The organism is Methylobacterium sp. WL69, from assembly GCF_008039485.1.
In the GTDB taxonomy this organism is placed as follows: domain Bacteria; phylum Pseudomonadota; class Alphaproteobacteria; order Rhizobiales; family Beijerinckiaceae; genus Methylobacterium.
Window position 1 is genome coordinate 1 of record NZ_VRUZ01000034.1, and the last position, 17,748, is coordinate 17,748.

A 17,748-nucleotide genomic window follows, 5' to 3' on the forward strand; every position below is an offset into this window, starting at 1 on the left:
GGCCTGTCCGTCGGGGGCCCCGGCCTGCCGGCGCTGGTCCGGCCGGCCTTCGCCGGGGGCGCGGCTCGCCGGCGCACCGTCCCGGTCGCGGCCACCGCCGCGCGGGCGGTTCTGACGCGGGGCGCTGCGCTGCTGGCGCTGGAGCCGCCAGACCTCGACGGTGGCGATCTCGGCGGGGATTTCTTCGCCTTCGACCGTGCCGCCTTCGGCCGTTTGGTCCTCGGGGATTGGGTCCTCGGAGACTTGGCCCTCGGAGACTTGGCCCTCGGAGACCTGCTCCGAAGCGCCGTCGGCCGGGGCCGTCTCAGGAGCCTCCTCGGTCAAGCCGGCGAGGCTCGCGGCCTCCGCCACGGGCTCGGGCGATGCCTCCGTCGCGGCGGCCTCCTCGACCGGAGCCGCCGGCTCGGCGGTCCCGTCCGGCGTTTGCGCCGCAGTCGCCTCGGACGAATCCAGCGTGGACTCGGGCGGCGTCGCCTCGATGGGGTTCTCGACGTCCGGCGTAGCGACGGCGTCGGCCGTGGAGCCGGGCGCGACGGCCGGCTCCTCGATCTCGGCGGGCGTTTCGGCCGTCACCGACTCCCCGCCCTCCGTGCCGCCTTCGGCCGCCGGGGACGTCTCCGTGGTACCTGCGGCGTCGTCGGCCGGAGCCTCATCGCCCGCGGTCCCGTCGCCGGCCGCATCCTGCGCCGGGGTAGGGGCCTGGACCGGCTGGGTCGCGGCCGCCGGCAGCAGCGGCACGGTGATGGCCGGGCCGGGCCGAGTCTCGGCGGCGTAGCCGAGGGACTTCAGGATCGAGGCGAAATCCTCGCCCGAGCAGCCGACCAGGGAGGTCATGCCCACGGTGGCCACGAAGGCGTCGCCATCGGCGCTGCCCACGGGCGCCTCGCCCGGCGTGGTGCCGGGGCGATAGGCGATGGCCGGGCGGATGAGGTCGGCCAGGCGCTCCAGGATGTCGACGCGCACGGCGCGCTCGCCGCACACCCGGAAGCCGGCGGCGCGGTAGAGGCCCTTGGCGATCTCGGGATCGACCTTGATGGAGGTGCGGCCGGAGCTCGCCAGATGCGCGATCTCGTCGAGGCCGCGCTGGTCGAGGCCGCCGTTCTTCAGGGCCCAGAGCTGGGCCGCGAGGGTGCGGGGGGCCGGCTTCAGCAGGGCCGGCAGGAAGATGTGGTAAGCGCCGAAGCGCACACCGTGGCGGCGGAGCGCCCCGCGTCCCTCCTGATCGAGGGTGCGCATCTCGTGCATCACCTTGGACCGCTCGAGGACGCCCAGCGATTCGACCACCTGGTAGCCGATGCCCTTGGCGAGGCCGGTGAGGTCGGCCGCCGTCTCGATCTCCATGAGGGGACCGAGCAGGCGCACCACGTGGGCCTTCACCCAGGCGACGAGGCGGGCCTCGACCTTGTCGCGGGCCGGACCCGTGAGCTGCTCGTCGGCGAGCAGGCGCACGTGCGGCTCGAACAGCTTGTCGCCGGGGACGAGCTTGGCCACCGGATCGCCGGTCCAGCGCACGACGCCGTCGTGGCTGAGGACCAGGGACGCGTCGGCGGCCGCCGAGAACCGCTCGGCGCGGGCCTCGATCTCGCCGGCGAGCGCCTTCTCGGCCGCGCTGCGGAGGGTCTTGGCCTCATGCCCCTCCGCGCCGGGGTCCGGGACGAACTGGAAGCCATGCAGATGGCCGACATGCTGTCCCTCGACGGTAACGTCCCCGCCGGCGGTGATCTCAGCTTCCAACATCGTATTCTCTCTCAAGCGCCGCATCAGGACGCTGGTACGCCGATCGACGAAACGGCTGGCAAGGCGCTCGTGCAGGGCGTCGGACAGCCTGTCCTCTACCCGACGCGTCTCGCCCTGCCAATGCACCGGATCGATGAGCCAATCCGGCCGGTTCGCCACGAAGGTCCAGGTCCGCCCCTGCGCGATGCGCTGGGAGAGCGCGTCGATGTCGCCGTCGGTGCGATCGATCATGGCGACGTGCTTGGCGAACCAGTCGTTGGGGATGCGCCCGGCCATGCCCCGCATGAGGAAGCGGAACAGCTGGGCGACGAGGTCGGCATGGGTCTGGGGATGGACCTTGCGGTAGTCCGGCACGCCGCAGACGTCCCACAGGCGCTTCACGTTCGCGGGCGTGGAGGCCATGTCGCGGATGTCGTCCTCGCGCATGAGGATTTCCAGGGCCGACTGGTCCTCGCCCATGGGCGCCCGGGTGAGGCCGCGTTCCCGCGGGTGCTCGTCCAGGCTCTCCTGCAGGGCCTTCAGGGACGAGAAGTTGAGGTCCGGGTTGCGCCACTGCAGGACGCGCAGGGGCTCGAAATCGTGGGTCTCCAGGGCCTCGATCATCTCGGGCTCGAACGGCGCGCAGCGCCCGGTGGAGCCGAAGGTGCCGTCGGAGAGGTGGCGCCCGGCGCGGCCCGCGATCTGGCCCATCTCCGGGGGCGTGAGCTTGCGGAACCGCGTGCCGTCGTACTTCCAGTTCGCCGCGAAAACGACGTGGTCGACGTCGAGGTTCAACCCCATGCCCACCGCGTCCGTGGCGATGAGGTAATCGACCTCGCCCGACTGGTAGAGCTCGACCTGGGCGTTGCGGGTGCGCGGCGACAGGGCGCCGAGCACCACCGCCGCCCCGCCGCGCTGGCGCCGGATCAGCTCGGCGATGGCGTAAACTTCTTCCGCCGAGAAGGCCACGATGGCCGTGCGCCGGGGCAGGCGCCCGAGCTTCTTTTCACCCGCGAAGGTGAGTTTCGACAGGCGCGGGCGGGTCGTCGTGTGCACGCCGGGGATGAGGGACTGGACGAGCGGCAGCATGGTCGAGGAGCCGATGAGCAACGTCTCCTCGCGGCCGCGCTGGTGCAGCAGGCGGTCGGTGAAGACGTGGCCCCGGTCCATGTCGGCGGCGAGCTGGATCTCGTCGATGGCCACGTAGGCGACGTCGAGGTCCCGCGGCATCGCCTCGATGGTGGAGATCCAGTAGCGCGGCCGGTCGGGTTTTATTTTTTCCTCACCCGTGACCAGGGCGACCTTGTCGGCCCCGACCTTGGCGACGACGCGCAGGTAGACCTCGCGCGCCAGCAGCCGCAGGGGCAGGCCGATCATGCCCGTGGGGTGGGCGAGCATCCGCTCGATGGCGAGGTGGGTCTTGCCGGTGTTGGTCGGCCCGAGCACCGCCGTGACGCCGCGTGCGCGGGCCTGCGGGGGGAGGGAGGGGCGGAGCATGGGCGCGGGGCGGTCCCTTCGGCGAGACAGGCCGGCGACGATAAGCGTGTCGCGCGGGAGAGGCCCGGTCAGTCGTCCCGGCGCGGGCGACGTGGCAGGCGACGCTCATATGGGGCGCCATCCCCGTCGCCGCCAAGCCCATCACGGCCGAGTCGGCCCGCGTCGTAACCGCCGCCCGGGACACCCGGTACGCCGTAGATCTCGATGCGGGTCCGGCCCGGGGGCGCCGCGAGATCGGCGCAGAGGGTGTCGGGCACGGCCGTGAGCGGTCCGCGCCGGGAGCGGCCCTTCACCACTTCGGCGGACGAGTAGGCGTCGCCGCCGCAGCCGGCGTCGTCCGTGCTCAGGGGCGCACCGAGGACGGGGCCGGCGGCCAGAACGGCCACGAGGGCGAGGACGCCGCGCATGCCCGTGTCAGCGCTGGTCGCCGAGGCTCGCGAAGGTTCCGGCCGGGGCGGCCTCGGCCGTGGTGGTACCGCCGCTGCGGGCCCAGCGCGTCGCCTCGATGATGTTGGTGCCGATGGTGGTGCGCACGGAGATGCGGATCGGCAGGAGCACGCGGGTGCCCTCCACGGGGGCGAGCCACACGGACATCTCGCGGTTGTCCTCCATGAACTTCACCCCCGGCCGGTCGGGCCGGTGGCCGGCGATGGCCTGATAGCGGGCGTTGCAGACGAGGACCGGCCCGGCATAGCCCGGCTTCTCGACGGCGCGGGTCTCGCCGTAGCTCAGCACCACGTCGAATCGGGTCGCGCCGTCGAAGACCGGCAGGGTGCGGTTGCAGTTGGCCGGGTCGATGAGCTCGCCCCGCGCCACCGCCGGCATCATCAGGGCGCTGGCCGGATCGATGACGCCGCGCTTGTTCTCCGCCGTGATCGGCACCCGGTCGCCCATGTCGACGAGGGGCGGGGTGATCTCGGCCTGGGTGACGGTGCCGCGCGCCAGGGCCATGCGCACGGCGATGCCGGAATTCGAGGTCTTCGTGGAAATGGCGAAGGCGCTGGGCTGCGGGCCGGTGGCGATGAGGCCGCTGGCGCGGGCCGAGCCCATGCCGCCCGTCACCGCGCCGACGAGGCCCGTGAGCCGGGCCGAGACGTCCATGCGGTAGCGCGTGCTCTCGAAGGCCCCCGTCACCTGGGCGGTGCCGATGGGGATGCCCGCGAGGGCGATGCCGTAATCCACGGTGACGTTGGCCGGGGCGGCCGCCTTGGGGCGGGCCTGGGCCGCCGGAATCGCCAGGGCGAGGGCCGCGACGGAGAGGAGGCTGGCGCTGAGGAGGCGCATGGCGCACATGTGAGGAACTCGGGTGCTGGCGAGGATGCCCGGTCGAGACGCGTCCGGGTCCGCATTCCGGCATCGTCCGCCCCCATGGTTAACACATCGTTGGAGGGCGGTCAGCTTGACCGTGCCGCGTGCGAAAAAACGCACGCTGCCTTGACGGCGGGGGCACCCTTCCCCTATAGGCTCGCGCCTTCAATGAGAACGCCGCTCCACCGGGCTTGGCGTGCGTGAGACCCTTTTCCGGGTGTCCCGCCATCGCCCTGTCGGACACGCGGAACGAACCGGGAAGTCAAATTATGTCGCGCCGTTGCGAACTCACGGGCAAAGCCGTGCAGACCGGCCACCTCGTGAGCCACTCGAACCGCAAGACCAAGTGCCGGTTCCTGCCGAACCTGTGCCAGGTCACCCTGCAGTCGGACGCCCTCAAGCGCCGGGTACGCCTGCGCGTCACCGCCCACGCCCTGCGCTCCGTGGAGCACCGCGGCGGCCTCGATGCCTTCCTGATCAAGGCCCGGGAGATCGAGCTGTCGCAGACGGCCCGCCTGATCAAGCGCGAGCTGCACAAGAAGCTCGCCGAGGTCGAGACCCCCGTCGCCGCCTGAGGCCGGCGGGCCGGCCCTCGGGCCGGGCCATGTGATTCCATCTCCAAGCCGCCGTCCGCTTGAATGCGGGCGGCGGCTTCGTCGTGTTCGCAGACCTTCGGATTGACCCTGCTCCACATAAATTGTACCGATCGGTACAGCGCCGGCGAATCGGCGCCCGAGGAGCCCGCATGTCCGACGCCCGTCCGCCCCTGCCGCCGTTCACCAAGCTGACCGCGATCGAGAAGGTCCGCGCCGCCGAGAACGGCTGGAACGGCCGCAACCCTGAAAAGGTCGCCCTGGCCTACACGGCCGACAGCCGCTGGCGGAACCGCTCGGAATTCTTCGAGGGCCGCCCGGCCATCGTGGCGTTCCTGACGGCGAAGTGGGCGCGCGAGCACGAGTACCGGCTGATCAAGGAGATCTGGGCCCATGGCGACGACCGTATCGCCGTGCGCTTCGCCTACGAGTTCCACGACGCCGGGGGGGCGTGGTTTCGCGCCTACGGCAACGAGAACTGGGAATTCGACGCCCACGGCCTGATGCGGGTGCGCCATGCCAGCATCAACGACCGGCCCATCGCCGAATCGGAGCGCCTGTTCCGCTGGGACGCCTCGAGCCCGCGCCCGGACGATCATCCCGGGCTAACCGAACTCGGGCTGTGACGAAGCCCGTCGGCGCGCGGGAGGCCGCGATCCCCGCCCTGGCCGAGGTGTTCCGCGAGCACGGCTACGCGGGCGCCAGCCTCGCCCTCCTCGGCGAACGCGCCGGGCTCGGCAAGGGCAGCCTCTACCACGCGTTCCCGGGCGGCAAGGCCGAGATGGCGGACGCCGTCCTCGATAGCATCGGCGCGTGGTTCGAGGCTGAGATCTACTCGGCCCTGCGCGACGATCCCGACCCGCACGCCGCCATCCGCCGCATGCTGGCGGAGACCGACGCGTATTTCCGCTCTGGGCGAAGGGTCTGCCTCGTCGGCGCCTTCGCCCTGTCGGACGGGCGCGACCGGTTCGCGGAGCGGATCGCCGGGTACTTTTCCGCGTGGCGGGACGCCCTGGCGGGAGCACTGAAGCGCGCCGGCCGGGCGGAGGCGGAGACCCTGGCCGAGGACGCCGTCCTGGCGATCCAGGGCGGCCTCGTCCTCGCCCGTGCCCTCGACGATCCGGGCGTGTTTGCGCGCCTGCTCGGCCGCCTGGAGCGGCGGCTGTGCGGGGCGCCGTGATCCAGGCGCGCGGGACTCCGTGCGGGCACGTCTCGTGCCCGTCCGCTCAGGCCGCCAGGGTACGGCCACGGGCCGCCGCGAGGACCGCGTCGGCCGGGACGTTCACCCAGGTGTCGCCGTCGGCATCCGGATTGGCCCGCACCCAGTCGCCCGCGATCCGGTAGCCGAGGGTGTAGCCGAGCCAGCGCGGATACCGGCCGCCGATGCCGTAGAACCACGCCGCGTGATCGTGGCTGCGCGCCGCCAGGGTTGCCGCATCGGGACGATGGGCCGCGAGGGCGGCGTCGTCGACGGCGCATTCCCACGGTTCGGGGTCCGAGCCGAACAGGCGCTGCACGAACCGGCCCGCCAACCCTTCGCTGACCAGGGCCTCGCCGAGGGTCCAGCCGTAGCCGGGTCCGGCCATGCGCAGGCAGTGATGCGCCTCGTGCGCCACGGTCCGGTGGATGTCCCCGTCCGTCAGCGCGCGTTCGAAGTTGGGATTGGCGGGGTCGATGGTCAGGGCGAACAGGCCCGCATGGTAGGCCCGGCCGCCCGTGCCGGTCTCGGGAATCACTCCGCCGGCGTGGCGCTGCACGAGGATGTCGAGGGGCCGCAGGGGCATCAGGCCGGCGATGGCGCGGCGGGCGACCGCCACCTCCGCGGTGATCGCGTCGCGCCACGGTCCGAGGTCGCCCGAGGCTTCGAGCCAGTGCAGGTGCCACGTCATCGCCAAGTTGGACATCGCCAAGTTCGAAATCGCCAAGTCCGGATCGGTTTCGATGCCCAGGTGAGAGAGCACCGAGTTTGACCGACCGGAACCGATCCCGCAACGTCCGCGTGTGGCCGGACGCGGCTGAAACCGCGTGCAGGAGCGGTCTAGCGCCGTCCGCCCGCCCGTGCGGCCTTGCGGGACGTGCCGCCGCCGGCATCCTCCTCGAACAGCTCCGCCAGCTTCTCCGTCATGGCGCCGCCGAGTTCCTCGGCGTCGATGATGGTCACGGCCCGGCGGTAGTAGCGCGTCACGTCGTGGCCGATGCCGATGGCCAGGAGCTCCACGGGGGAGCGGGTCTCGATGTCCTCGATCATCCAGCGCAGGTGGCGCTCGAGGTAGTTGCCCGGATTGACCGAGAGGGTCGAATCGTCGACCGGCGCGCCGTCGGAGATCACCATGAGGATCTTGCGCTGCTCGGGGCGGGCGATGAGGCGCTTGTGGGCCCAGTCGAGGGCCTCGCCGTCGATGTTCTCCTTGAGAAGCCCCTCGCGCATCATCAGCCCGAGATTCTTTCGCGCCCGGCGCCAGGGGGCGTCGGCGGACTTGTAGACGATGTGGCGCAGGTCGTTGAGGCGGCCCGGGGCGTTGGGCTTGCCCGAGGCCAGCCACGCCTCGCGCGATTGCCCGCCCTTCCAGGCGCGGGTGGTGAAGCCCAGAATCTCCACCTTCACGCCGCAGCGCTCCAGGGTCCGCGCCAGGATGTCGGCGCAGGTGGCCGCCACGGTGATCGGCCGGCCGCGCATGGAGCCCGAATTGTCGAGCAGGAGCGTCACCACCGTATCGCGGAAGTTGGTGTCCTTCTCCTGCTTGAAGGAGAGGGGCTGGAACGGGTCGGTGACGACGCGGACGAGGCGGGCCGGATCGAGCTGGCCCTCTTCGAGGTCGAAGTCCCACGCCCGGTTCTGCTGGGCCAGCAGCCGGCGCTGCAGCCGGTTGGCGAGGCGCCCGACCACGCCCTGGAGATGGGCGAGCTGCTTGTCGAGGTAGGTCCGCAGGCGCGCGAGTTCCTCGGCGTCGCAGAGCTCCTCGGCGTGGATCACCTCGTCGAAGCGGGGATTGAACACCTTGTATTCGGGGCCGCGCGCCTCGTTGCCCCGCGACGAGGGCGGACGCCAGGCTTCCGAGGCCTCCTCCGATTCGGCGTTCTCGGCCTCTTCCGGCAGCTCGCCCGACGGCGCGTCGGCGGATTCGGTGGCGCCCTCCTGGAGGTCGTCGGAGGCCTCTTCCGAGACCTCCATCTCGGCGCGGTCGCCCTGGGACTGCTCCTCGGCCTCGCCCTCGCTCGGGGTCTGCTCGTCGTCCTGGGACTCGCCCTCGTCGTCGTCGTTGTCGTCGTCCTCGGGGTCGAACGGCGTCTCGTCGGCCATGTCGAGGGAGGTGAGGAGATCGCGCACGGAGCGGGCGAAGGCGCGCTGATTCTCCAGCGTCCCGATGAGCCCGTCGAGGTTCGGCCCGGCCTTGTCCTCGATATGGGCGCGCCACAGGTCGACGATCTTCTGGGCCGCCGGCGGTGGCGCCTGTCCGGTGAGGCGCTCGCGCACCATCAGGGCGACGGCGTCCTCCATGGGCGCGTCGGCCCGGTCGGTGATCTCTTCGTACTTGCCGCCGCGGTGGTAGCGGTCCTCCAGCATGGCCGAGAGGTTGGAGGCCACCCCCGACATCCGGCGTGCGCCGATGGCCTCGACGCGGGCCTGCTCGACGGCGTCGAACACCGCCCGCGCCCCGGAATTCTCGGGCGCCAGGCGGCGGTGGACGGCGACGTCGTGACAGCCGAGCCGCAGGGCCATGGAATCGGCGTTGCCGCGCAGGATCGCCACGTCTGCCGCGGTGAGCTTGCGCGGCGGTTCGGGCAGACGCGCCTTGTCGCCCGTGAGCGCCGGGCGGTCGCTGGCATAGACCACCTCGATCTCGGAGCGCTTGGCGATGGCGCGCAGGCACCCTGCCACCGAGCGCTTCAGGGGCTCGGCGACGGGCTCGCGGCGGTCGCCGGCTTTGCGGTTGGAGATGCTCACGGGCGCTGCTTTTTCACTGAGTCGAAATCGAAGGGCCGGTTCAGGATGTCGTCCCATTCGTAAGGGCATTCGTCCGGAAATTCGTCCGGCGGAAGATGGGTCTCATCGGAAGCCCAATCGCGCGCGTCCGGGTAGGCGTTGCCCAAAGCCTCGTCGATGCGGGGCTTGAGGCCGGGGTTGCTTGCCAGAATCCGCGCATACCGCCGACGCTGCTCGCGGATCGAGAAGATCCAGCTCGGGGTGCGATGCTCGGGCTGCTGGTCCCATTTCAGCATGTGCATCACGAGGACGCGCAGGGCGCTTTGGAGCTTGGCGAATTCGCCCTTCGACAACCCTTCCAGCTCCTCCGCGATATGATCGAGGTCGAGCGCATCGACCCTCCCGGCCCGGAGCAGGGCGACCTGCTCCTGCACCCAGGTGTAGAGGTCGTCCTCGTAGCGCGTCCCGCCGACGGACAATCCTCCATCGGTCGGATCGCCCTTCCAAGCTGGCTCGCCCATCGCGTCCTCCGCCAAAGATTCCCTAGCTCAGGGCCACGTTCGACGCGCTCTCGGGCAGGTCCTTGCCGAAGGCGCGCTGGTAGAATTCCGCCACCAGGGTGCGCTCGAGCTCGTCGCACTTGTTGAGGAACGTCACCCGGAAGGCGAAGCCGATATCCTGGAAGATGTCGGCGTTCTCGGCCCAGGTGATCACCGTGCGGGGGCTCATGACGGTGGAGAGGTCGCCGTTCATGAACGCGTTGCGGGTGAGATCGGCGACGCGGACCATCTTGCTGACGATCTCGCGGCCGCCGTCGCGCTGGTAGTGCAGGGCCTTCGACAGGACGATGTCGACCTCGCGGTCGTGGGGCAGGTAGTTCAGGGTCGTGACGATGGACCAGCGGTCCATCTGGCCCTGATTGATCTGCTGGGTGCCGTGATAGAGGCCCGACGTGTCGCCGAGGCCGACGGTGTTGGCGGTGGCGAACAGGCGGAAGGCGGGGTGCGGGCGGATGACCCGCTTCTGGTCGAGCAGGGTCAGGCGGCCGGAGAGTTCGAGGACGCGCTGGATTACGAACATCACGTCGGGCCGGCCGGCATCGTACTCGTCGAACACCAGGGCGACGTTGTTCTGCAGGGCCCAGGGCAGGATGCCGTCCTGGAAGGCGGTGATCTGCTTGCCCTCCTGCAGGACGATGGCGTCCTTGCCGACGAGGTCGATGCGCGAGACGTGGCTGTCGAGGTTGATCCGGATGCAGGGCCAGTTCAGGCGCGCGGCGACCTGCTCGATATGGGTCGACTTGCCGGTGCCGTGGTAGCCGGTGACCATGACGCGGCGGTTGCGGGCGAAGCCCGCCAGGATGGCGAGGGTGGTCTCGCGGTCGAAGATGTAGTCCGGGTCGAGGTCGGGCACATGCTCGTCGGTCTTCGTGAAGGCCGGCACCATGAGGTCCAGATCGATGCCGAAGGCCTCGCGCACGGAGACGGTCCGGTCGGGCAGCGAGGCGGGCGAGACGTCAGAGAGCATACGGGACCTCGTGGAGCGGGCGCCGGCGGGGCCGGAACACGCGGGGCTGTGTCGGGCGAGAGGGGGCGCGGCCCGTGCAGAGCCGCGTTCGCCCCGTCATCTAGGGGACGGCGCCGGGGGACGCCAAGGGTGGATGCCACACGAAAGAGACGTGATCCGGCACGATATAGGGCGGCTTGCGCCGATTGCCGCCCCGGATCGGACCCGACGGACCGGCAAAACCACGCAGGGTTCGTGCCGCGCTCAGCACAGACCGGCGGCGCGGAGCGCATCGTGGGCGCGGATGATGTCGCGCAGGCGCTCCTCGAACGAGCGGTCGCCGCCGTTGGCATCGGGGTGGAAGCGCTTCACCAGCACCTTGTACTGCGCCTTGATCGCCGCCGAATCGGCGTTCTCGTCGAGGCCCAGCACGTCCAGGGCCTTGAGGGTGGCCGCCGAATGGCGCGGCCGGCGCGGCTCGGGCTCGCGCTTGCGCCGGGCGGTCTCGCCCACGCCCTCGGCGCGCAGGATGTCGAGGGGATCGACGTAGGCCCAGTCGCGGGTGGCCTCGGGCTTCGGCTTCGCCGCGGCGGTCGCCGGGTTCACCCCCATGGCCCAGGTCGGGCGGTGGCCGATGATGGCGTCCTTCTGGAAGGCCTGCACGGCGGCGTCGTTCATGCCGTCGAAGTAGTTGTACGTGGCGTTGTAGGCCTTCACGTGGTCCATGCAGAAGCGCCAGTACTGGCCCTCCGCCTTGCGGCCCTTGGGGGCGCGGTAGAGGCCGGGGTTCTTGCAGCCGGGCGTGTCGCAGCCCTGCGCCGACGCCTTCTTCGGCTCGTCGCAGGACGGCTTGATGCGGATGCTGTCGAACAGGGGCGAGTTGAGATCCATGATGGGGCGATTATGAGAGGGCGGGTCGCAGACACAAGGGCGCCGGGCCTGATGCCGCATGCGGACATCGGGGGTTGACGGGAGCGGCGCGCGAAGCCCGAACAGGCGGGCGCCGCACGGGGCCGCCCATCCGGCCGGAGGAGACCGCACGATGACGACCATGAGGGACTGGATCGACGAGACCCTGCGGAGCGCGCTCGCGCCGACGCATCTCGACGTGATCGACGAATCGCACCTGCACGCGGGCCATTCCGGGGCGCGGCCCGAGGGCGAGACGCATTTCCGCCTCGACGTCGTCTCGGCGGCCTTCGACGGCAAGAGCCGGGTCGAGCGCCACCGCATCGTCAACGGCGCCCTCGATCCGGCGTTCAAGCGCGGCCTGCACGCCCTCGCCGTGCGGGCGCGGACGCCGTCCGAAGCCGCCTGATCCCTCGGGTCGGAGACCGCTGCCGTGGCGCTTCAGTGCACGCCCCAGATCGCCATCGACGAGGCGGAGCTCGACGAGACCTTCGTGCGCGCCTCGGGGCCGGGCGGGCAGAACGTCAACAAGCTCTCCACCGCCGTGCAGCTGCGCTTCGACGCGCGGCGCTCGCCGTCCCTGCCCAACGCCGTGGCGGTGCGGCTCATGCGCCTCGCCGGCCGGCGCCTGACCCTGGACGGCGTCATCGTCATCTCGGCCCAGCAGCACCGGACCCAGGACCGCAACCGGGCCGATGCCCGCGAGCGCCTCGCCGCCCTGGTGGCGGAGGCCGCCGTGCCGCCGACCCCGCGCCGGGCCACCCGCCCGACGCTGGCCTCGAAGAAGCGGCGCCTCGAGGACAAGTCGAAGCGCGGCGACACCAAGCGCCTGCGCGGGGACCGCGGCGACGGGTGACCGCGGCTCCGTCCGCCTCAGGGCTTCGGGGCGGCGGCGCCGTCCGGCGGATGGTGCTCGACCTCGCCGCTGACATAGGCGCTGCCGGGCCTGGCGATGGTGAGCACCAGGGCGATCATCGCCAGCAGGGCCGCCAGGGCCGCCGGGAACAGGAACGCGTCCTCGCCGTACTGGGTCTGCAGGAAGCCGCCGATGACGGCGCCGGTGCTGAGTGCCGCCCACAGGGGGGCCTGGATCCAGAACGAGGGCGCCACGGTGCCGAGGATGAGGTTCGCGAGCCCCGTCCCGAACCGCACCACGGCGCCGGTGACGTAGGTGAGCGCGAGGCTGCGCCCGCCCTCGTCCTGCAGGGTCGCGTTCTGGAGGCCCAGCGCGATGACGATGGGATAGGCGTGGAGCGGGAACGCGAAGGTGCCGTGCGGCACGATGAGCCCGACGGTGAGCAGCACCGCCTGGAGCAGCAGCAGGACCGACAGGCGCCAGCGTCCGACCCAGGCGGCGATGAGCGTGCCCGCGAAGGCTCCGAAGCAGAACAGGATGATGACGGAGGCGACGCGGGACGCGCCCTCCCAGTCGAACCGGCTCACCGACACGCCGAACCGGGTCGTGTTTCCGCTCATGAACGACATGAACAGCTGCGAGAATTCCAGGAACCCGATGGAATCGGCGCAGCCCGCCACGGCTGACAGGGCGAGGGCGAACGGGATGCGCGTTCGCGCGCTGGCGGGAAACGACTTGTTCTGCGGGTCTGCCATGGGGTCTCCGAGAGACGGCTGATGCGGGGGAAGGCCGGACTCCATACGCGCCCGGACGCGCGAAAGGTTCGTGGGCGTCGCGGATTGCGCCCATGGCGTGCCACGCGGCACCTGTCCACCATTCCGGCTCACCGGAGCGGGATGAGGCGCTGACGTTCTCGTGAGCGGAGCCGATCCTGCGAACGCCGTTCGACCGCGCCGATGGCCGGATCAGGCGGGCCGGCGCGCGACGACGATGCGTCCCGGAACCGGCAGGCCGCGTTCGCGCCGGAGGGTCGCCGGTTCGAGGTGGTCGAGGCTGAGGCCGGCCCGGGCCACGGCGTCCCGCACCAGGGCATCGCCGTGGGCGTAGCGGGCATCCGCCCCGAGGACGAGGCCGTCGCCCGCATGCGACTGTACGCTGAAGGCGAGGCGCCCGTTCGGCCGCAGCACCCGGACGGCCCCCGCCAGGAGACCGGTGAGCGCGCCGACATAGATCATCACGTCGGCGGCGGTGACGAGGTCGGTCGCCGCCTCGGCCTCGGCCATGATCCCGGCGACGAGGTCGCCCTCGACGAGGCGGGCATAGCGCTTCCCCCGGGCGGCCTCGGCCAGCATGAGGGGCGAGAGGTCGATGCCGGTGAGGTGACGCGCCCGGTCCCCCAGGGCCGCGCCCATCAGGCCGGTGCCGCAGCCGAGGTCGAGCACGGACTCGTAGGCCGCCGGCGCCTCCGGGAGGGCGTCGAGGGCCGCCACCATGAGCTCCGGCGCGCGATAGGCAAGGTCGTCGACGAGGTGGCGCTCGAACCGGGCGGCATAGGCGTCGAACAGGGTGCGGACATAGGCCGGCGAGATCGCCGCGAGAACGCCGCCGTCGCCGATCTGTGCCAGCGCCAGCCGGGCGCCCTGATTGTCGTCGGGGTCGAGGTCGAGGGCCGCCGCGTAGGCGCGCAGGGCCGCGTGGTGGTCCCGCAAGTCGCCATGGCTGACGTAGCGCGCCTCCCGTGCCCGGCCCAGGAGGAACCAGGCCGGGGCGTAGCGGGGCGCGATCTCCAGGGTCTGCTCCGCCATCTCGGCCGCCCCTAAGGCGTCGCCCTCGGCGAGGCACGCTTCCGCGTAGGCGTAGCGTCTGTCGGCGAGGAACTCGCCGGAACCGGAAGGGCGCGACATGCTGGGTGGGGGAGTCCGCTTCGCTCGGGGATCGCGCGCCCTATATGCCGCGCCGATGACCTTCAGCGCCAGCGATCTCCTCACCCTGACCCGCGAGGGGCTGTACTGCCCCCTCGGCGACTTCCACGTCGATCCGACCTGGCCCGTGCCCCGGGCCCTGATCACCCACGGCCATGCCGACCACGCCCGCGCCGGCCACGGACAGGTGCTCGCCACCGGCCAGACCCTGCGGATCATGGCCGTGCGCTACGGCGAGGACTTTTGCACGACGCGCCAGGAGGCGCATTTGGGTGAAGACATCCGCATCGGCGACGTCACCGTGCGCTTCGCCCCCGCCGGTCACGTCCTCGGCTCGGCCCAGATCGCGATCCAGGCGCGGGGCGTGCGCGTCGTGGTCTCGGGCGACTACAAGCGCGCGCCCGACCCGACCTGCCTGCCGTTCGAGGTCATGCCCTGCGACGTGTTCATCACCGAGGCGACCTTCGGCCTGCCGGTGTTCCGGATGCCCGACACCCGCGACGAGGTCCAGAAACTCCTCGATTCCGTGGCGCTGTTCCCCGAGCGCGCCCACATCGTCGGCGCCTACGCCCTCGGCAAGGCCCAGCGGGTGATGGCCCTGTTGCGGCAGGCCGGCTACGACCGTCCCATCTACCTCCATGGCGCCATGGAGAAACTGACGGAGCTCTACAAGCAGGAGGGCATCCCCCTGGGTGAGACCCCGAAGGTGGTGGCGGCCGAGCGCGGCAAACTCCACGGCGCCATCGTGCTGTGCCCGCCCTCCGCCATCCAGGACGTGTGGTCGCGAAAATTCCCCGACCCCGTCGCCTCGTTCGCGTCGGGCTGGATGCGGGTGCGGGCCCGCGCCCGCCAGAAGGGCGCCGAACTGCCCCTGTGCATCTCCGACCATTCCGACTGGCCCGACCTCTGCCGCACGATCCGGGAGACCGGGGCCGGCGAGGTCTGGGTCACCCACGGGCAGGAGGACGCCCTGGTGCACTGGTGCGGGACGCAAGGGATCAAGGCCAAGCCCCTGCACCTGCTGGGCTACGGCGACGACGGCGAGGCCGAGCCGGGCGTCGCGGAGGTCGCCGCGTGAACGAGTTCGCCCACCTCCTCGACCGCCTCGCCTACGAGCCGCGCCGCAACGCCAAGCTGCGCCTGCTGCAGGATTATTTTTCCAGCGCCCCCGACCCCGAGCGCGGCTTCGCGCTGGCCGCCATGACCGGCAACCTGACCTTCCGCGAGGCGAAGCCCGCGATGATCCGGGGGCTGGTGGAGGCCAGGGTCGACCCGGTGCTGTTCGCTTTGTCGCACAACTACGTCGGCGATCTCGCCGAGACCACGGCGCTGATCTGGCCGGCGCCGGAACATCCCCTGGCCTCGACTGCTCCCAGTCCTCCGGCATCGGGCGGGCAGCGCGGGTCCCCTCTCCTGGAAGGAGAGGGACAGGGTGAGGTGTGCGAACTCTCCGGAGATGTCCCACACCTCACCCCAACCCTCTCCTTCCAGGAGAGGGAGCCGGCGCCTCACGCCGACACGTCGGGCACCCCTCCGGCATGGGGAGGGTCAGCGCCGCCGCCCCCCGGCCACAACAACCCGCCGCCCCACATCCCCACCCTCTCGGAGGTGGTCGAGACCCTCGCCACGATCAAGAAGGCCGACCTGCCGGGGCACATCGCCACCTGGCTCGATGCCCTCGACGAGACCGGGCGCTGGGCGCTCCTGAAGCTCATCACCGGGGCCCTGCGCGTCGGCGTTTCGGCCCGCCTCGCCAAGACCGCCGTGGGCGCGCTCGGCGGCCACGAGGCCGACGCGGTGGAGGAGGTCTGGCACGGCATGGTGCCGCCCTATCTCAGCCTGTTCGCCTGGGTCGAGGGCCGGGCCGAGCGGCCGACGACGCTGAACCCGGCGCCGTTCCGGCCACCGATGCTGTCCCACCCCATCGACGAAGACGGAGATTTCGAAAAACTCGATCCGGCGGCGTTCTCGGGCGAGTGGAAGTGGGACGGCATCCGCGTCCAGCTCTCGGGCGGACGCGACGAGGCCGGCGAACAGGTGGCGCGGGTCTACTCGCGCACGGGCGAGGACATCACGGACGCGTTCCCGGACCTGGCGCAGGCCATCACCTTCACGGGGACCCTGGACGGCGAGCTGCTGATCCTCAAGGAATCCCGGGTGCAGAGCTTCAACGTCCTGCAGCAGCGCCTCAACCGCAAGGCGGTGACCCCGAAACTCCTGGAGGAATTCCCGGCCCATGTCCGGGCCTACGACCTGCTCACGGCGGAGGGCGAGGACCTGCGCCCGCTCCCCTTCGCCGAGCGCCGCGCCCGCCTCGAGACCTTCGTCGCCGCCCTCGACCATGCCCGCATCGACCTGTCGCCCCTGGTGCCGTTCGCGACCTGGGAGGATCTGGCCGAGGCCCGCGCCGACCCGGCCGCCGTGGGGGCGGGCGAGGATGCCGACGCCATCGAGGGCGTGATGCTGAAACTGCGCGACAGCCCGTACCTGCCCGGTCGCCCGAAGGGGCCGTGGTGGAAGTGGAAGCGCGAGCCCCACCTCGTCGACGCCGTGATGATGTACGCCCAGCGCGGCCACGGGAAGCGCTCGTCGTTCTACTCGGACTACACCTTCGGGGTCTGGCGCCCCCGCGAGGACGGCAGCCCGGAACTCGTGCCCGTGGGCAAGGCCTATCACGGCTTCACCGACGCGGAGCTGGCCAAGCTCGACCGCTACGTCCGCAACCACACCACCAAGCGCTTCGGCCCCGTGCGCGAGGTCGCGTATGGCCTCGACGAGGGTCTGGTGCTGGAGATCGCCTTCGAGGGGGTGCAGCGCTCGACCCGGCACAAGTCCGGCGTGGCGCTCCGCTTCCCCCGGGTCCACCGCATCCGCTGGGACAAGCCGGCGGCCGAGGCCGACGGGATCGCGGTCCTGGAGACCATCCTGGCTCGGGGGACGAGCGAGATCGCCCCGGGCGCCATTCCGGAGAATTCCCCATGACGCGCGGAGCCAGGATCGGCGGACTCGACGGGTTTCGGGCGGGCGCGGTGAGCGCCCAGGCGAGCGCCCGCCTCGTGGTCTCGACGCCCGGACCGGGATTCACCGACATCACCGCCCGCGTGGCCGAGTTCGTGCAGCAGAGCGGGATCAGCCAGGGCGTGCTGAGCGTGTTCTGCCGGCACACCTCGGCCTCCCTGACCATCCAGGAGAACGCCGACCCCGACGTCCAGACCGATCTGATGACGGCGCTGGACGGGCTCGCCCCGCGCCACGGCGCCTACGTCCACGGCAGCGAGGGGCCGGACGACATGCCGGCCCATATCCGCACCATGGTGACGGAATCCGGCCTCACCATCCCGGTGCTCGACGGCCGGCTGGCGCTGGGCACGTGGCAGGGGATCTACCTCATCGAGCACCGCGACCGGCCGCACCGGCGGGAGCTTGTTTTGGCGGTGGTGGGGGCGTGAGGCGGCTCCAGGGCCCTGGCCGCGGAAGCGCATCGCCGCCGGGGCTCAAGACCTCGGCCCTCACCCC

Annotated in this window: 18 protein-coding genes; 8 read left to right on the plus strand and 10 right to left on the minus strand. The window is 71.4% G+C overall.

Annotated elements, in window-relative coordinates; all coding sequences use genetic code 11:
* The 3 genes from FV218_RS11470 to FV218_RS11480 form a co-directional block, all read right to left on the minus strand.
* A partial coding sequence (locus FV218_RS11470; RefSeq protein WP_147709804.1) for a helicase-related protein occupies nt 1-3,213 on the minus strand: 3,213 nt, incomplete at its 3' end.
* 68 nt (nt 3,214-3,281) lie between these two features.
* Entirely contained in the window at nt 3,282-3,620 is a 339-nt protein-coding gene (locus FV218_RS11475; protein WP_056087214.1) for a hypothetical protein, read from the minus strand.
* Nucleotides 3,621-3,627: 7 nt separating this feature from the next.
* A complete protein-coding gene (locus FV218_RS11480; protein WP_147709805.1) occupies nt 3,628-4,506 on the minus strand; it encodes a DUF3108 domain-containing protein in 879 nt (292 codons plus the stop codon).
* Nucleotides 4,507-4,790: 284 nt separating this feature from the next.
* Here FV218_RS11480 and rpmB point away from each other — a divergent pair, with 284 nt between their 5' ends.
* The 3 genes from rpmB to FV218_RS11495 all read left to right on the plus strand — a co-directional run bounded on the left by rpmB (nt 4,791) and on the right by FV218_RS11495 (nt 6,294).
* Nucleotides 4,791-5,096, plus strand: coding sequence for a 50S ribosomal protein L28 (gene rpmB, locus FV218_RS11485; RefSeq protein ID WP_056087207.1), 306 nt, complete (start codon nt 4,791-4,793; stop codon nt 5,094-5,096).
* Between the two features lie 170 nt (nt 5,097-5,266).
* On the plus strand, nt 5,267-5,740 hold the full coding sequence (locus tag FV218_RS11490; protein WP_147709806.1) for a nuclear transport factor 2 family protein: 474 nt from the start codon (nt 5,267-5,269) through the stop codon (nt 5,738-5,740).
* Nucleotides 5,737-6,294 (plus strand): TetR/AcrR family transcriptional regulator, encoded by a 558-nt coding sequence (locus FV218_RS11495; RefSeq protein ID WP_147709807.1) that lies wholly within the window; start codon nt 5,737-5,739, stop codon nt 6,292-6,294. The genes FV218_RS11490 and FV218_RS11495 overlap by 4 nt, the downstream gene beginning before the upstream one ends.
* A 46-nt stretch (nt 6,295-6,340) precedes the next feature.
* Here the strand turns inward: FV218_RS11495 and FV218_RS11500 are convergent, their stop codons facing one another.
* The 5 genes from FV218_RS11500 to FV218_RS11520 all read right to left on the minus strand — a co-directional run bounded on the left by FV218_RS11500 (nt 6,341) and on the right by FV218_RS11520 (nt 11,436).
* Nucleotides 6,341-7,018, minus strand: coding sequence for a DUF2268 domain-containing putative Zn-dependent protease (locus FV218_RS11500; RefSeq protein WP_246685080.1), 678 nt, complete (start codon nt 7,016-7,018; stop codon nt 6,341-6,343).
* Nucleotides 7,019-7,152: 134 nt separating this feature from the next.
* The gene (gene cobT, locus FV218_RS11505) at nt 7,153-9,060 is read right to left on the minus strand and encodes a cobaltochelatase subunit CobT (protein WP_056087198.1); all 1,908 of its coding nucleotides are present in this window, start codon (nt 9,058-9,060) and stop codon (nt 7,153-7,155) included.
* Nucleotides 9,057-9,575: a DUF29 domain-containing protein gene (locus FV218_RS11510; protein ID WP_348642027.1), complete on the minus strand. Its 519-nt coding sequence runs from the start codon at nt 9,573-9,575 to the stop codon at nt 9,057-9,059. The genes cobT and FV218_RS11510 overlap by 4 nt, the downstream gene beginning before the upstream one ends.
* Nucleotides 9,576-9,582: 7 nt before the next feature.
* Nucleotides 9,583-10,566, minus strand: a complete 984-nt coding sequence (gene cobS, locus FV218_RS11515) for a cobaltochelatase subunit CobS (RefSeq protein ID WP_056171938.1) — start codon at nt 10,564-10,566, stop codon at nt 9,583-9,585.
* Nucleotides 10,567-10,809: 243 nt separating this feature from the next.
* Nucleotides 10,810-11,436 (minus strand): DnaJ domain-containing protein, encoded by a 627-nt coding sequence (locus FV218_RS11520; protein WP_056087190.1) that lies wholly within the window; start codon nt 11,434-11,436, stop codon nt 10,810-10,812.
* 151 nt (nt 11,437-11,587) lie between these two features.
* On the opposite strand from FV218_RS11520, the gene FV218_RS11525 reads away from it, so the two are divergent.
* On the plus strand, nt 11,588-11,863 hold the full coding sequence (locus tag FV218_RS11525; protein ID WP_056087187.1) for a BolA family protein: 276 nt from the start codon (nt 11,588-11,590) through the stop codon (nt 11,861-11,863).
* Between the two features lie 24 nt (nt 11,864-11,887).
* Entirely contained in the window at nt 11,888-12,310 is a 423-nt protein-coding gene (gene arfB / locus FV218_RS11530) for an alternative ribosome rescue aminoacyl-tRNA hydrolase ArfB (RefSeq protein WP_147709809.1), read from the plus strand.
* A gap of 17 nt (nt 12,311-12,327) precedes the next feature.
* Here the strand turns inward: arfB and FV218_RS11535 are convergent, their stop codons facing one another.
* Both FV218_RS11535 and FV218_RS11540 read right to left on the minus strand, forming a co-directional pair.
* Nucleotides 12,328-13,065, minus strand: a complete 738-nt coding sequence (locus tag FV218_RS11535; RefSeq protein WP_147709810.1) for a YoaK family protein — start codon at nt 13,063-13,065, stop codon at nt 12,328-12,330.
* A gap of 210 nt (nt 13,066-13,275) precedes the next feature.
* Nucleotides 13,276-14,214 carry a methyltransferase domain-containing protein gene (locus FV218_RS11540; protein WP_147709811.1) on the minus strand — a complete coding sequence of 313 codons (939 nt, stop codon included), beginning with the start codon at nt 14,212-14,214 and terminating at the stop codon, nt 13,276-13,278.
* Between the two features lie 55 nt (nt 14,215-14,269).
* On the opposite strand from FV218_RS11540, the gene FV218_RS11545 reads away from it, so the two are divergent.
* From FV218_RS11545 to FV218_RS11555, 3 genes are read left to right on the plus strand one after another with little or no spacing between them, the layout of a single operon-like run.
* Nucleotides 14,270-15,310: a ligase-associated DNA damage response exonuclease gene (locus FV218_RS11545; protein ID WP_056087176.1), complete on the plus strand. Its 1,041-nt coding sequence runs from the start codon at nt 14,270-14,272 to the stop codon at nt 15,308-15,310.
* On the plus strand, nt 15,307-17,214 hold the full coding sequence (locus FV218_RS11550) for a cisplatin damage response ATP-dependent DNA ligase (RefSeq protein ID WP_147709812.1): 1,908 nt from the start codon (nt 15,307-15,309) through the stop codon (nt 17,212-17,214). Before FV218_RS11545 ends, FV218_RS11550 begins: the two co-directional genes overlap by 4 nt.
* Nucleotides 17,211-17,681, plus strand: coding sequence for a secondary thiamine-phosphate synthase enzyme YjbQ (locus tag FV218_RS11555; protein WP_147709813.1), 471 nt, complete (start codon nt 17,211-17,213; stop codon nt 17,679-17,681). The genes FV218_RS11550 and FV218_RS11555 overlap by 4 nt, the downstream gene beginning before the upstream one ends.
* Nucleotides 17,682-17,748 lie beyond the last annotated feature (67 nt).

Bases quoted from the DNA above. Each gene is read 5' to 3' on its own strand.
- FV218_RS11480 (WP_147709805.1), bottom strand. From the start codon at position 4,506: ATGTGCGCCATGCGCCTCCTCAGCGCCAGCCTCCTCTCCGTCGCGGCC.
- FV218_RS11500 (WP_246685080.1), bottom strand. From the start codon at position 7,018: ATGTCCAACTTGGCGATGACGTGGCACCTGCACTGGCTCGAAGCCTCG.
- FV218_RS11475 (WP_056087214.1), bottom strand. From the start codon at position 3,620: ATGCGCGGCGTCCTCGCCCTCGTGGCCGTTCTGGCCGCCGGCCCCGTC.
- FV218_RS11520 (WP_056087190.1), bottom strand. From the start codon at position 11,436: ATGGATCTCAACTCGCCCCTGTTCGACAGCATCCGCATCAAGCCGTCC.
- FV218_RS11535 (WP_147709810.1), bottom strand. From the start codon at position 13,065: ATGGCAGACCCGCAGAACAAGTCGTTTCCCGCCAGCGCGCGAACGCGC.
- rpmB (WP_056087207.1), top strand. From the start codon at position 4,791: ATGTCGCGCCGTTGCGAACTCACGGGCAAAGCCGTGCAGACCGGCCAC.
- FV218_RS11545 (WP_056087176.1), top strand. From the start codon at position 14,270: ATGACCTTCAGCGCCAGCGATCTCCTCACCCTGACCCGCGAGGGGCTG.
- FV218_RS11540 (WP_147709811.1), bottom strand. From the start codon at position 14,214: ATGTCGCGCCCTTCCGGTTCCGGCGAGTTCCTCGCCGACAGACGCTAC.
- FV218_RS11525 (WP_056087187.1), top strand. From the start codon at position 11,588: ATGACGACCATGAGGGACTGGATCGACGAGACCCTGCGGAGCGCGCTC.
- FV218_RS11490 (WP_147709806.1), top strand. From the start codon at position 5,267: ATGTCCGACGCCCGTCCGCCCCTGCCGCCGTTCACCAAGCTGACCGCG.
- FV218_RS11555 (WP_147709813.1), top strand. From the start codon at position 17,211: ATGACGCGCGGAGCCAGGATCGGCGGACTCGACGGGTTTCGGGCGGGC.
- cobS (WP_056171938.1), bottom strand. From the start codon at position 10,566: ATGCTCTCTGACGTCTCGCCCGCCTCGCTGCCCGACCGGACCGTCTCC.